Consider the following 13,193-nt stretch of genomic DNA (forward strand, 5'->3'; position numbering starts at 1 on the left):
GCCCAAGCCCGGTGCGCACCGCCTGGGCCACGCAGAACTCGTTGATGACAGGCAGCATGCCGGGCATCGCGGCATCGACGAAGGCGACATTGGCGTTGGGCTCGGCGCCAAACGCGGTCGAGGCGCCCGAGAACAGCTTGGCATTCGAGGCCACCTGGGCATGGACCTCCAGCCCGATCACCAGTTCCCAATCGGCCTTGGCGCCGGAGATCACCTTGGGTTTGGGGGCTTGATAGGCAAGGTCGAGCATCGGGGCGGTCCTTTCTCAGCGGGGTCTGTCTAAGGCAGGGCAAAGGCGCGGGCAAGGGGGACGGGGCGGCGGAGGATCGCCGATCGGGAAGGGCAGGATCGGCGGTGCGTCGCGCATGCCCGAAGGACAGGCTTGCCCGGTGGGCGCCGGGCGGTCAGAACTCACGCGCCGGGCAGCTTGCGCCCGGTGCAACATCATGGTCAGTCGATGCGATTTCCGCCGCTTGCCCTTTGTCTCGCCATGGCGGTCACGGGATGCGTGACGACCAGCGATGGCGCGAGCCGTGCCGCCTTCAAGCCCGGGGATCTGCCGCGGATGGGCTGGGATCACCGTCCCGAGGCGCCGATCTGGACAGAGGCAAGCCTGAAGGCACTGTCGAGCCATGGCGCGACGCTGGTTCAGACCGTTCCGGCCGATATCGGGCAATGGTGCCCGGCCTATGCAACCGCGGGCACGGCGCAGCGTCAGGCCTTCTGGGCCGGGCTGTTCTCGGCGCTGGCCAAGCATGAAAGCACCTGGAACCCGCAGGCCGTGGGCGGCGGCGGGCGCTGGTTCGGGCTGCTTCAGATCTCACCGGCGACCGCGCGCCAGCACGGCTGCTCGGCGACCAGTGGCGAGGCGCTGAAGGACGGCGCGGCGAATATAAGCTGTGCGATCCGCATCGCTGCGCGGACCGTGCCGCGCGATGGCGTCGTGGCGGCAGGGCGTGGTGGTGTCGCCGCCGACTGGGGGCCGATGAGCGTGTCTACCAAGCGCGAGGAGATTGCCGCCTGGACGCGGGCGCAGCCCTATTGCCGGGGCTGAGCGGTCCGGGCCTGGCCGATACTGACCGCATCTGCCCATCTTATGGGCAAAGTGCCGTCCCCCGGCCTTGCGGGGGGCGGTGCGCATTGATATCTGCCCCGGAATCCCGATAGTTTCTATCGGAAAACGCGTGCGAGGCAGGTCTTGAGTTCCCTAACCCCCCGGCTGGAAATCCGGAACATCACCCGCGTCTTTGGAGGGAAGACGGTGGTCGATGACGTGTCGCTCAAGGTCATGCCGGGGCAGGTGACCTGTCTTCTGGGGCCTTCGGGCTGCGGCAAGTCCACGACGCTGCGGGTGATCGCGGGTGTGGACATGCAGGACAGCGGCAAGATCTTCATCGACGGCAACCTGGTCTGCGACACGGTGTTCCGCGTGCCGCCTGAACGCCGCTCTGTCGGGCTGATGTTCCAGGATTTCGCGCTGTTCCCGCATCTGAGCGTGGCCGAGAACGTCGCCTTCGGGCTCAGCGGCAGCCGCGCCGAGAAACGCCGCAGGGTCGAGCAGTTGCTGGAACGGGTGGACCTGCTGGGCCATATCGACGACTACCCGCACCAGTTGTCGGGCGGTGAACAGCAGCGCGTGGCGCTGGTGCGCGCGCTTGCGCCGCGGCCCAAGATCATGCTGATGGACGAGCCGTTCTCGGGGCTGGACAACCGCCTGCGGGACGAGATCCGCGACGACACGCTGAGCGTTCTGAAGGAAGAGGGCGCCGCCGTTCTGCTGGTCACGCACGAGCCCGACGAGGCGATGCGCATGGCCGACGAGATCGCGCTGATGCGGCACGGCAAGATCGTCCAGCAGGGCGCGCCCTACAACATCTACAACGCGCCGGTAGACCGGGCTGCGGCGGCTTTCTTCAGCGATATCAACGTGATCCGGGGCAAGGTCAAGAACCTTCTGACGGAAACCGCCTTTGGTCAGTTCCTGACGCCCGCCATGCCCGATGGCTCCGAGGTGGACAACATCATCCGCCCCCAGCATATCCGCATCGACTTCGACCGCAACGGCCGCGGCCCGAACCCGACGCCCGAAACCGGCGTGGCGGCGCGCGCCGTGGTGGAACGCGCGCGCTTCATGGGTTCGGAAAGCCTGGTGGAGTTCCGGATGGATTACGACGCGACGAGTCTGAAGGCGACCGTGCCCGCGGTATTCCTGCCCCGGCTTGGCACGCCCATGTGGCTGATGATCCGTCGCGACCGCTGTTTCGTCTTCCCCGCGCCGGGCCATGAACGTGTCGACTGGCGCGATGCGGGCGCGCCGCGGGTGGCGGGAACAGGCAAATAATTGCGGGAATGCGATGGAATGGGTCTTTGATCTGGTCGTCAGACTCAATAGATGTGACAGACAGATTTCCATGCGGGGCGGGACATGCCCGCCCGGAGGGAGTAACCCATGCTGAACAATATCGGTCTTCCCGGCCTGCTGCTGATCGCCGTCGTGGTCCTGGTGCTTTTCGGCCGCGGCAAGATCTCGTCGCTGATGGGCGAGGTCGGCAAGGGCATCGCCGCCTTCAAGAAGGGCGTCAAGGAAGAGACGGAAGAGGCCAAGCAAAGCCTCGAGGCCGCGCGCGACGTCACCCCCGAACAGGAGAAGGACAAGGCCTGATCCGCCTGTCCCGCGCATAGCCCCATGTTCGACCTCGGCTGGACCGAACTTCTGCTTATCGGCATCGTGGCGCTGATCGTGGTGGGCCCCAAGGACCTGCCGGGCATGTTCCGCACGCTTGGCCGCTTCACCGCCAAGGCGCGCAACATGGCGCGCGAGTTCCAGCGCGCCATGGACGATGCCGCCGACGCGGCCGGCATGAAGGACACGGTCAAGGAGCTGAAGGAAATCGCCAATCCGCGCACGATGGGTCTCGACACGCTGAACGAGGCGGCCGAGGCATTCGAGAAGTGGGAGACCAAGCGGTCCCCCGGCACGGTAACGTCCGGCACCGCGACACCCCCGGGTGCAACTCCCTCCGCAGCCGCCCCCGAGACCAAGAGCGACGCATGAAGAGCGAAGAGATCGATGACAGCTCTGCCCCGCTGATCGAGCATCTGGCGGAACTGCGCACGCGGCTGATCTATTCGGTCTCGGGCTTCGTCACCGCCATGGTGGCCTGTTTCTTCTTGTGGCAGCCGATCTTCAACTTCCTGACCCAGCCGATCTGTTCGGCGCTGGCCTCGCGCGGGCAGGATTGCGGGCTGTACCTCATCAAGCTGCAGGAAGGCTTCTTCGTCGCGATCCAGATTTCGCTGGTGGGCGGGCTTGCTCTGGCCTTTCCGCTGATCGCCTACCAGATGTGGCGCTTTGTGGCGCCGGGGCTTTACCGCTCGGAAAAGCGCGCCTTCCTGCCCTTCCTGATTGCCTCGCCTTTCATGTTCTTCCTCGGCGCGTCCTTTGCCTATTACGTTGTCACGCCGCTGGCCTTCGACTTCTTCCTCGGCTTCCAGCAGGTCGGTGCGATCCCGGTTGAGGGCGGCGAGGTCGTGTCGCAGACTGCGGGTGTGACCTTTCACGGCTCGGTGCAGGAATACCTGTCGCTGACGATCAAGTTCGTGCTGGCCTTCGGGCTGTGTTTCCAGTTGCCGGTGCTGCTGACGCTCATGGGCAAGGCGGGGCTTGTCTCGGCGGCGGGTCTGGGGAGGATGCGCAAATATGCGGTGGTCGGCATCCTGGTGCTGGCAGCCCTTGTCACGCCGCCTGATGTCATCACCCAGATCATCTTGTTCGTGGTGGTCTACGGGCTTTACGAGTTCTCGATCCTTCTGGTCCGCCGCGTCGAGAAGAAGCGCGAGAAGGAGCTGCGCGAACAGGGGCTTTGGTTCGAGGATGACCCGGACGATGACCCGCTGATGAAGGAGTTCGACCAAGGCGGGGACGCGCGCCCGTGACCGGGGTGGATGCGCTCAGACGGATTGCCGAGGCGCTGGAACGGATGAGCCCCGCCCCCGCCGAGGCCCCCGATTTCGCAGGCGCCGATGCCTTCTTGTGGCATGTCGCGCCCGACCGTCTGGCCCCGGTGGCCGAGGTGAACCGGGTGGACCTGGGCCTGTTGCAGGGGATCGACCGCGCCCGCGACACGCTGCTGGAGAATACCCGCCATTTCGCGCAGGGACTGCCCGCGAACAACGCGCTTCTGTGGGGGGCGCGCGGCATGGGCAAGTCGAGTCTCGTCAAGGCGATCCACGCCGCGATCCGCGCCGAGGGCCACGCGCTGAAGATCGTCGAGGTCCAGCGCGAGGACCTGCCCACGATCGGGCGGCTCTTGACGCTGCTGCGCGCGGCTCCCGATCAGCGGTTCATCCTGTTCTGCGACGACCTGTCCTTTTCCCATGACGACCAGCATTACAAGTCGCTCAAGGCGGTGCTGGATGGCGGGATCGAGGGGCGGCCCGGGAATGTGGTGTTCTACGCTACCTCGAACCGGCGCCACCTGATGCCGCGCGACATGATCGAGAACGAACGCTCGACCGCGATCAGCCCCTCCGAGGCGGTCGAGGAAAAGGTCTCGCTCAGCGACCGTTTCGGGCTGTGGCTGGGCTTTCACCCGTGCAGTCAGGACGAGTATCTCGCGATGATCCGCGGCTATTGCGACGCCCATGGCATAGCCATCGACGATGCGACGCTGCGGGCCGAGGCGATCGAATGGCAGGCCACGCGCGGGGCGCGTTCGGGGCGGGTGGCCTGGCAGTTCTTTACCGATCTCGCCGCACGCCGAGGCGTCCGGATCTGAGCGCGCCTGCGCCTTCCTTCCGTTCCGGATACCCGACTTGCTCAGGGATCACGGTGTCAGATAGGGCATCGGATCGACGCTTTCGAAGCCCTTGCGGATCTCGAAATGCAGAAAGGCCGGGTTGCCTGCGCGCACCTGGGCGAGGGTCTGGCCGCGCTTGACGCTGGCGCCCTTCTCGACCGCGATACCGTCGATATTGGCATAGACCGACAGCATGTTGTCGGGGTGGCGCACCACGAGGATCGGCACCTGTTCGGTGTCGCGGGTGATCGCGGCGACGGTGCCGTCGGCTGCCGCCTTGACCGGGCTGCCCGCGCGGGCCGAGATGTCGATCCCGTCATTCTTGCCTTTCTGATAGCCGCGGATGATGCTGCCCTGCACCGGCATTGCGAACCGGGCCCGGGCTGTGCTTTCCGTCTGCATCCGCGGCGGCGACCTCGCGTGCGGGTGTCGGGATCAGCAGGAATTGCCCCTCGCGCACCGCCATGTCAGGGCCGAGACCGTTCCAGTCGGCCAAGGCGCGGGGCGTGACATTGTAGCGACGCGCGATGGAATAGGTTGTCTCGCCGCGCTCGACCCTGTGCCGCAGGGGTTCCGGCCCCCGGGCGGGGATGACGGCGCCCGCGGTGGGTTCGGCGCGCTGGATCGCATCGCCCGCGATATTGGTGATGTCGATCCGGTCATCGCTGCGCGACCCGCCATAGGCGGTGCCGCCAACCGGCACACGGCGGGGCAGGGCGACGATCTCGCCTTCGCGCAGACGGGCATCGCGCGGTATGCCGTTATAGCGCGCCAGTTCCTCGGCCGGCAGGCCCACGCGATTTGCCACGTCGCCCAGGCTGTCGCCGCGCCGGGCCACCGCCACCTGGTAATTGGTGTAGGAGATCACGCCACGGGCATCGGGGTCGGGGCGCGGGCCGCTTTCGACCCTGACGGCCTGGCCTTCGCTGCCGCCCGTGTTGCGGAAATCGTAATCCCAGCCGCTTTCGCAGCCAGCCAGCACCCCGGCCCCGAGCCCCAGGGCAAGAACACGGGCCGGCAAGCGGGCGGCATGGTCGGAGATGGACATCGCTCGATCCTCGCTGATGCGGGGCCCGTTTGCCCGGACCCTCTGGCTGTTCCTAGTCGTTGCCGAGCCCCTCGACCAGCGGCACGAAACGCACCTCGCGAAGCTCGTCGTAATCGAAGCCGGTCTCGCCGCGGGTCACCTTGATCAGCCGCTGCACCGTGTCAGACTGCCCGACGGGCACGATCATGATACCGCCAACGCGCAATTGCGCCAAGAGCGGCCCGGGCGGATCCTCGGCCGCCGCGGTCACAAGGATGCGGTCGAAGGGCGCCTGTTCGGGCAACCCGAACGACCCGTCGGCGGCCAGCGCGGTGACATTGGTCAGCCCCAGCGCCTCGAACCGCTTCTGCGCCTCGTTGACAAGGCGGCGATGGCGTTCGACCGTGTAGACCCGGCGGGCAAGCCGCGAGAGGATCGCGGCCTGATAGCCCGACCCCGTGCCCACTTCGAGCACCTTGTCGCGCGGCTGGACGTTCAAGGCCTGGGTCATCAGGGCCACCACCGAGGGCTGGCTGATGGTCTGTCCGCAGGCGATGGGCAGCGGCATGTCTTCATAGGCGCGCGGGGCGAAATGGCCCCTGATGAACACGCCGCGGTCGATGCGTTCCATCGCGTCCAGAACGCGGGCATCCGTGACCCCCTTGGAGCGCAGCGTGTAGAGGAACTGCATCTTGCGTTCGGAACTGTCCTCGCCGGTCATTCCAGCCTGGCCTTCAGCGCGTCGATGGCGTCATGGGCGGTCAGGTCGGCGCGCATCGGCGTGACCGCGATGTAGCCGTCGAGGTTGAGCGCCGCGTCCGAGCCCGGCGCGGTCGGCAGGTGCTGCGGGCCGCCCTTGATCCACAGGAACTTGCGTCCCGAGGGCGAGCGGTGCGGTTCCACCCCGAAGGAGGCATCGCGCCGGTAGCCCTGCGGCCCGACACGCAGCCCCCTGACCCTTTCGGCCGGAAGCGGCGGGAAGTTCACGTTATAGAACAGCCGGTAATCGGCGCTGTCCCAGTGGCCCTGGTCCAGCAGTGCGCGCACCGTCGCCGCGCCATGGGCCGCGGCGGCGTCGAATTGCAACGCCTCGTCGAAATTGAGCGGGCCCAGATATTGCGACAGCGCGATCGCGGGCAGCCCCTGCAACGCGGCCTCCATCGCGCCGCCGATAGTTCCCGAGTAGAGCACGTTCTCGGCCGCGTTGTTGCCCCGGTTGACGCCCGAAAGCACAAGGTCGGGCCGGGCATCGGTCATCACGTCGTAGATGCCGGCGAGCACGCAATCGGCGGGCGAGCCTTCGGCGGCAAAGCGGCGGGGTCCAAGCTCGGCGATCATCATCGGATGGGTGTAGGAGATCTTGTGCGCCACGCCCGATTGCTCGAAGGCGGGGGCGACCGCCCAGACCTCGCCGCCCGGACCCGCGATCTCGTCGGCGATGGCCTCGAGCACCTTCAGTCCCGGGGCGTTGATGCCGTCGTCATTGGTGATGAGAATGCGCATGCTCCACCCTCTGGATCCCGACCTTCCTATGAGAGAGGTCGGGACAGGGCAAGCGGGTTCCGTGGGCTCTGTAGCGACCGGGAATGCGGGTTCGGAAAACCTTTTGGGAAAACGCGCGGTCTAGGATAGGTTAACGAATGGGGTGGGACGTTTTCTGTGCTGTGTGCCAGAAATTGATGGCGCAGGGTCGGGCCGTCCCGGTTCCGAGGGGGGGGCGCTGGAGCGCCCGGGTTCAGTTGAATTCCGAAGGGGAAAGACATGCGATTTCTGAAAACGACCGCGATTGCGGGAACGATGGCGTTGGCGTCCGGGGGGGGCTACGCGGCAACGGTAACGGTGTCGACGGACGCCACGGTTCTGGCCAATGCCCTGCTGGGCTAGGGCATCACGGTGACGAGCGCGCAACTGACAGGCGGTAACGGGTCTGGCTCTGCGGGCGCTACCGCCGCCGGGACGTTCACGGGCTTCGGGGCGACGGGCATCGGCATCGACCAGGGCGTAATCCTGTCGACCGGCAACGTTCAGAACGCGGTCGGGCCGAACAACTCCGACGGGACTTCCACCAATTTCGGTCTCGGCGGTGACAGCGATCTGGATGCACTTATTCCAGGCTACTCGACATACGACGCCACGGTCCTGACCATCAAGTTCACCAGCGACGGCGACACGTTGTTCTTCAACTACGTCTTCGCGTCCGAGGAATACAACGAGTATGTGGGCTTCGAATATAACGACGTGTTCGGGCTGTTCCTGAACGGCACGAACCTGGCGTTCATCCCCGGCACCACGACGCCCGTTTCGATCAACAACGTCAACAACGGATCGAATTCCTCCTTCTACAAGGACAACGATCCCTCGGACACGTTGACGCCGTTCGATATCGAATATGACGGGTTCACCTGCGTCTTCACGGCGCAGGGTGCAATCCTCAAGGGCGTGGAGAACACGATCTCGTTCAAGATCGCGGATGCGGGCGACGGAAGCTTTGACTCGGCGATCTTCATTCAGGGTGGCTCGCTCGGGACGACGGGTCCGGGCGTGATACCGCTTCCCGCGGGCGCGTGGCTGATGCTGATGGGTCTCGGCGCGCTGGGCGTCATGCGGCGCCACCGCCACCGGGCCTGACCCGGCAAGAGGTCGCAATGATCGGACCCGCGCGCGTCTGCGCGCGGGTCGTTCGGGCACCAATCTGACACGGAGCCGCGCTGAAGCGCCCTTGTCAGCCCAGCCCCAGTTCCGTCACCATCCGGGCCGCCTCGTCCCTCGGCTGGGCGAGGCCCGAGATGTCTTCGCCCGGGAAAAGGCGGTTGCGGTGGTTGGTGGGCATCGGCGCGGGCACGAAGCGGTGAACATGCACGTCCTGCAAGCGCGCCTGTTCGGCCGCCCAGGCCGCGAAGATCGCGCGTTGCGCGGCCTTGCAGGCGGCATAGGCGCCCAGGAACGGGCCTTCGGCCAGATCGTCCACCAGAACGGCATGGCCGCCCCCGGGGGCTGCGCGCAGCAGCGGCGAGATGAAATTCGCCAACACGCCCAGCGCCTCGACATTCGCGGCGACGGCCTTGGTCCAGAATTTCAGGTCGATCTGTTCGGCCGGGCTGAAGGGCAGGGTCTGGATCGCGGAATGCACCCACAGATCGACATGGCCCCAGCGATCATAGATGCCGCGGCAAAGGGTGCGCATGGCATCGTCAACGGTGATGTCCATGGGGGCAAGCGTCGCATGCCCGCCCGCGGCCTGGATGCGATCGTCCAGCTCCTCGAGCGCGCCGCTGGTGCGCGCCACGGCAACGACGTGATAGCCCCGCCGGGCCAGTTCCTCGGCCACCGCCGCGCCGAAGCCGCGGGAGGCGCCTGTTACAAGGGCGATTTTCTGGTCTGTCATGCTGGGTCTTTCGGTCAGCTGCGCGGAGGGGTCAAGATGGGGTCGGCAAAGGGCGACATCCGCGCGCAGCCCTATTCTGCCGCCTTGGTCTGAAAGCCTTTCTCGATCATGTCGGAGGGCGCAACCGGGTAATCGCCCGAGAAGCAGGCATCGCAATATTGCGGGCAGGCCGCGTTCCGGTCCTGCGCTTCGCCCACCGCGCGGTAGAGCCCGTCCAGCGAGATGAAGCGCAGCGAGTCGACGCCCAGATAGTCGCGCATCTCGTCCTCGGTCATGCGGCTGGCCAGCAGCTTCTCGCGCTCGGGCGTGTCGACGCCGTAAAAGCAGGGCCAGGCGGTGGGCGGCGAGGCGATGCGGAAATGCACCTCCCCGGCGCCTGCATCCAGAATCATTTCCTTGATCTTGCGGCTGGTCGTGCCGCGTACCACGCTGTCATCCACCAGCACCACGCGCTTGCCCGCGATCAGGGCGCGGTTGACGTTCAGTTTCAGCCGCACGCCCATGTTGCGGATCTGTTCGGTCGGCTCGATGAAGGTGCGGCCGACATACTGGTTGCGGATGATCCCCATGCCGAAGGGAATGCCGCTTTCATGGGCAAAGCCGATCGCCGCGGGCGTGCCGGAATCGGGCACGGGGCAGACCAGATCGGCCTCGACCGGTGCTTCGCGTGCCAGTTCCACGCCGATCTGGTGGCGCGTTTCGTAGACCGAGCGGCCGCCCAGGATGGAGTCGGGGCGTGAGAAATAGACCTGCTCGAAGATGCAGAAGCGCGAGGGTCGCGGCTCGAAGGGCCGGAAGCTTTCCACGCCCTTCTCGGACGAGATCTGCACCATTTCGCCCGGCTCGATCTCGCGCACCAGTTCCGCGCCGATGATGTCGAGCGCGCAGGTTTCCGACGACAGCACCCAGCCATCGCCGAACCGGCCCAGCACCAGCGGGCGCACGCCCAGCGGATCGCGCACGCCGATCAGCTTCGTGCGCGTCATCGCGACCACCGAGAACGCACCCTCGACCCGGCGCAGCGCGTCCTTCATCCGTTCGGGAATGGTCTTTTGCAGCGAGCGCGCCATCAGGTGGATGATGCATTCGCTGTCCGACGAGCTCTGGAAGATCGAGCCGTGGTCGATCAGCTCGCGCCGCAGCGCCTCGGCATTGGTGATGTTGCCGTTATGGGCGATGGCCGCACCGCCCATCGCGAATTCGCCGAAGAAGGGCTGCACGTCCCGGATCGCGGTCTGGCCCTTGGAGCCGGCGGTGGAGTAGCGCACATGCCCGATGGCCAGCATGCCCGGCAGCGTCTCCATCAGGCTGGCCTTGGTGAAATTGTCCCGCACATAGCCGAAGCGGTGGGCTGAGTGGAACCCGGTCCGGCTGTCATGGCTGACGATGCCGCCCGCCTCCTGGCCGCGATGTTGCAGCGCGTGCAGGCCCAGCGCGACGAAATTCGCCGCGTTCGTCAGGCCGATCACGCCATAGACGCCGCATTCCTCGTGCAGCTTGTCGTCATCGAAGGGATGGGCGGGGGGCATGTCGCGCTCGGGCGAAACATGCGGGGTCATCGGGCGCATGGGCGTCGAGGCTCCGAATCCAACTGGCGGGGACTGGCCCCTCTCTACGCGCTTGGGCGCGCGCTGTCACGAAAGGATCACACTGGCGCGCGCGCAGGCTTTCACTGGGCATCGGCGGGGGGCAGGGGCGTGCCAGCGGGTGCCGGTGCCGCCGGACGGTCGCAGGCGCCCATCAAGGTCTCGTATTGGCGGGTCAGCCAGCCCAGCGCCTGGTCGGGATCGGCTTCGGCGATCTGACGGGTCAACGCGCTGAAGATGTCGGCCGAGCGCGAATTGTCCACCATCGGGTACTCGGCGGTGGTGACCACCATGCCGTAGACGAAAAGCGCCACCGCCACCAAGAGGACCCCGCGCGCCACGCCGAACAGGAAGCCCAACCCCTGGTCGAGCCCGCCCAGCACAGAGCCCTGGATCATCGAGGACAGAAGCGGCGTGAACAGCGAGACCGCCACAAGCGCCACCATGAACACGCCCGCGAAGGCCGCGAGCATCCCCAGTTCGCAGGAATTTCCGACCAGCGTGCCGAGGAAAGGCACCTCGGAGACCAGCGGCTCGACCGAGGGCGCGAAGATGAAGGCCACGACCGCGGCCAGGATCCAGCCTGCGATCGCCATCGCCTCGCGCACGAATCCGCGCGAATAGGCGAGGATCGCCGAAAGCAGGATGACGACGGCAACAACCCCGTCGACTGCGGTAAACCCTTCCATGGCAATCCCTCCTCGGCCTCAGCCGGCGCCGAACATTTCCCCGACGAAGGCGGCCAGGTCCGGCATGCGCCGCAGGCTCAGTCCCGTCGGGGCGCCCGGCTTGCTGTCCGCGGGCGCGATGGCTGTGGAAAAACCAAGTTTCTGCGCCTCTTTCAACCTGTTTTCCGTCTGTCCTACCGGCCGGAGCGCGCCGGAGAGCGATATTTCCCCGAAGACGACGCAATCTGCAGGCAGCGCGACATCTTCGCGCGCGCTGATCAGCGCCGCGGCCACCGCCAGATCGGCCGCGGGTTCGCTGACCCGAAGCCCACCCGCGACGTTCAGGAACACGTCGAGCCCGGTAAAGGGGATGCCGCAGCGCGCCTCGAGCACGGCAAGCGTGGTCGCCAGCCGCCCGGCATCCAGCCCGACCACCGTGCGCCGGGGCGTGCCCAGCGGCGAGGGTGCGACAAGCGCCTGGATCTCGGTCAGCACCGGCCGCGTGCCCTCGATGCCGGCAAAGACGGCCGCCCCCGGCGCAGGCGTGCCGCGCCCCGACAGGAACAGGGCGGATGGGTTCTGCACCTCGGCCAGACCCGTTCCGGTCATCTCGAACACGCCGATCTCGTCGGCCGGTCCGAAGCGGTTCTTGACCGCGCGCAGGATGCGGAACTGATGCCCGCGCTCGCCCTCGAAATACAGCACGGTGTCGACCATGTGCTCGACCACGCGCGGGCCCGCGATCTGGCCATCCTTGGTGACATGGCCGACAAGGATGACGGCCGAGCCGCGGCGTTTCGCGAAGGCGGTCAGTTCATGGGCGGCGGCGCGGACCTGGGCGACGGAGCCGGACGCGCTGTCGACCATGTCGGCCCACATGGTCTGGATCGAATCGATGATGGCAAGACCCGGCCGTTCGGCATCCAGCGTGGTCAGTATGTCGCGCAGGTTTGTGTCGGTGGCGAGTTTGACCGGTGCATCGGCAAGACCCAGGCGGCGCGCGCGCATGCGGATCTGGGCGCCCGCCTCCTCGCCCGAAATGTAGAGGCATTTGAGCCCGCTGCGGGCGAAGCTTGCGGTAGCCTGCAAAAGCAGGGTGGACTTGCCGATGCCGGGATCGCCGCCGACGAGGATGGCCGAACCGGGCACCAGCCCGCCGCCCAGCACCCGGTCGAACTCGGCCATGCCGGAGGCGGCGCGGGGCGGCTCGGGCTCGGTCGCGGCGAGGTCGGAGAGTGGCAGGGCCCGACCACGAGCGGCACCAAGGGATTTCGCGGCGGGACCGGCAGAAAGCGGCGCCTCTTCGGCGATGGTGTTCCAGGCGCCGCAGGCATCGCAACGGCCCGCCCATTTCTGGTGGGACGCGCCGCAGGCGTTGCAGGTGTAGCTGGGAGCGGCTTTGGCCATGGCCTTTCTTGGCGGAAGGACGCGCGCCGGGCAAGGGGGTGCTCCCGCCCCCGGCCCGCGCGGGGCTTTCGCCCCGCTTGTCCGGGGTTGGGCATGGCGCGGCCGCCGGCCGCGGGGGGGGCGCTGCCCCCGTCGCCCGTTCCGGGCGTCTCCCCCGGGATATTTCGGGCCAGAAGAAGGAGGAGGCGGCTAGAGTTGTTTCCGATCAAGTTGAAGCATATCCTGCGTGCCGGAGATAGCGGGCGCATTCCTTCGGGTTGAAGGCAGTCAGTGCGGAAGCGATGGCGCTGCAGAGGCTGTCAGCGCATCTCGGGGCGGCGC

14 protein-coding genes and 2 pseudogenes are annotated in these 13,193 nt (G+C 66.9%); 8 read left to right on the forward strand and 8 right to left on the reverse strand.

What is annotated here, in order from left to right; all coding sequences use genetic code 11:
- Positions 1 to 250: pseudogene (gatB, locus tag ENN83_RS03175) on the reverse strand (Asp-tRNA(Asn)/Glu-tRNA(Gln) amidotransferase GatCAB subunit B); the annotation flags it as partial.
- 240 nt (positions 251 to 490) lie between these two features.
- Here gatB and ENN83_RS03180 point away from each other — a divergent pair.
- The 6 genes from ENN83_RS03180 (at position 491) to ENN83_RS03205 (ending at position 4,778) form a co-directional block, all read left to right on the forward strand.
- Positions 491 to 1,054 carry a transglycosylase SLT domain-containing protein gene (locus ENN83_RS03180; protein WP_287184023.1) on the forward strand — a complete coding sequence of 188 codons (564 nt, stop codon included), beginning with the start codon at positions 491 to 493 and terminating at the stop codon, positions 1,052 to 1,054.
- A gap of 144 nt (positions 1,055 to 1,198) precedes the next feature.
- Positions 1,199 to 2,341 (forward strand): ABC transporter ATP-binding protein, encoded by a 1,143-nt coding sequence (locus ENN83_RS03185; RefSeq protein ID WP_287184026.1) that lies wholly within the window; start codon positions 1,199 to 1,201, stop codon positions 2,339 to 2,341.
- Positions 2,342 to 2,449: 108 nt separating this feature from the next.
- Positions 2,450 to 2,662, forward strand: a complete 213-nt coding sequence (gene tatA / locus ENN83_RS03190) for a twin-arginine translocase TatA/TatE family subunit (protein WP_287184029.1) — start codon at positions 2,450 to 2,452, stop codon at positions 2,660 to 2,662.
- Positions 2,663 to 2,686: 24 nt separating this feature from the next.
- On the forward strand, positions 2,687 to 3,055 hold the full coding sequence (tatB, locus tag ENN83_RS03195) for a Sec-independent protein translocase protein TatB (RefSeq protein ID WP_287184032.1): 369 nt from the start codon (positions 2,687 to 2,689) through the stop codon (positions 3,053 to 3,055).
- The gene (tatC, locus tag ENN83_RS03200; RefSeq protein ID WP_287184034.1) at positions 3,052 to 3,936 is read left to right on the forward strand and encodes a twin-arginine translocase subunit TatC; all 885 of its coding nucleotides are present in this window, start codon (positions 3,052 to 3,054) and stop codon (positions 3,934 to 3,936) included. Before tatB ends, tatC begins: the two co-directional genes overlap by 4 nt.
- Before the next feature lie 44 nt (positions 3,937 to 3,980).
- Entirely contained in the window at positions 3,981 to 4,778 is a 798-nt protein-coding gene (locus ENN83_RS03205; RefSeq protein WP_287184056.1) for an ATP-binding protein, read from the forward strand.
- Positions 4,779 to 4,826: 48 nt separating this feature from the next.
- Here the strand turns inward: ENN83_RS03205 and ENN83_RS03210 are convergent.
- The 3 genes and pseudogenes from ENN83_RS03210 to surE all read right to left on the reverse strand — a co-directional run bounded on the left by ENN83_RS03210 (position 4,827) and on the right by surE (position 7,329).
- Positions 4,827 to 5,847: pseudogene (locus ENN83_RS03210) on the reverse strand (peptidoglycan DD-metalloendopeptidase family protein).
- Between the two features lie 52 nt (positions 5,848 to 5,899).
- A complete protein-coding gene (locus ENN83_RS03215; RefSeq protein WP_287184037.1) occupies positions 5,900 to 6,547 on the reverse strand; it encodes a protein-L-isoaspartate(D-aspartate) O-methyltransferase in 648 nt (215 codons plus the stop codon).
- Positions 6,544 to 7,329 (reverse strand): 5'/3'-nucleotidase SurE, encoded by a 786-nt coding sequence (gene surE, locus ENN83_RS03220; RefSeq protein WP_287184040.1) that lies wholly within the window; start codon positions 7,327 to 7,329, stop codon positions 6,544 to 6,546. Before surE ends, ENN83_RS03215 begins: the two co-directional genes overlap by 4 nt.
- A gap of 258 nt (positions 7,330 to 7,587) precedes the next feature.
- On the opposite strand from surE, the gene ENN83_RS03225 reads away from it, so the two are divergent.
- Together ENN83_RS03225 and ENN83_RS03230 are read left to right on the forward strand one after the other, a co-directional pair.
- On the forward strand, positions 7,588 to 7,710 hold the full coding sequence (locus tag ENN83_RS03225) for a hypothetical protein (protein ID WP_287184043.1): 123 nt from the start codon (positions 7,588 to 7,590) through the stop codon (positions 7,708 to 7,710).
- Positions 7,711 to 7,719: 9 nt separating this feature from the next.
- Complete coding sequence (locus ENN83_RS03230) at positions 7,720 to 8,454, forward strand: choice-of-anchor L domain-containing protein (RefSeq protein ID WP_287184046.1); 735 nt, start codon at positions 7,720 to 7,722, stop codon at positions 8,452 to 8,454.
- A gap of 94 nt (positions 8,455 to 8,548) precedes the next feature.
- On the opposite strand, the gene ENN83_RS03235 is transcribed toward ENN83_RS03230, so the two are convergent.
- The 4 genes from ENN83_RS03235 to radA all read right to left on the reverse strand — a co-directional run bounded on the left by ENN83_RS03235 (position 8,549) and on the right by radA (position 12,872).
- Positions 8,549 to 9,211, reverse strand: coding sequence for an SDR family NAD(P)-dependent oxidoreductase (locus tag ENN83_RS03235; RefSeq protein WP_287184048.1), 663 nt, complete (start codon positions 9,209 to 9,211; stop codon positions 8,549 to 8,551).
- 71 nt (positions 9,212 to 9,282) lie between these two features.
- Positions 9,283 to 10,740 (reverse strand): amidophosphoribosyltransferase, encoded by a 1,458-nt coding sequence (gene purF / locus ENN83_RS03240; RefSeq protein WP_287184058.1) that lies wholly within the window; start codon positions 10,738 to 10,740, stop codon positions 9,283 to 9,285.
- A gap of 140 nt (positions 10,741 to 10,880) precedes the next feature.
- Complete coding sequence (locus ENN83_RS03245) at positions 10,881 to 11,486, reverse strand: CvpA family protein (RefSeq protein ID WP_287184050.1); 606 nt, start codon at positions 11,484 to 11,486, stop codon at positions 10,881 to 10,883.
- Between the two features lie 18 nt (positions 11,487 to 11,504).
- Positions 11,505 to 12,872 (reverse strand): DNA repair protein RadA, encoded by a 1,368-nt coding sequence (radA, locus tag ENN83_RS03250; protein ID WP_287184053.1) that lies wholly within the window; start codon positions 12,870 to 12,872, stop codon positions 11,505 to 11,507.
- Positions 12,873 to 13,193: the final 321 nt, after the last annotated feature.

The organism is Rhodovulum sp. (genome assembly GCF_011048875.1).
In the GTDB taxonomy this organism is placed as follows: Bacteria; Pseudomonadota; Alphaproteobacteria; order Rhodobacterales; family Rhodobacteraceae; genus Rhodovulum; species Rhodovulum tesquicola.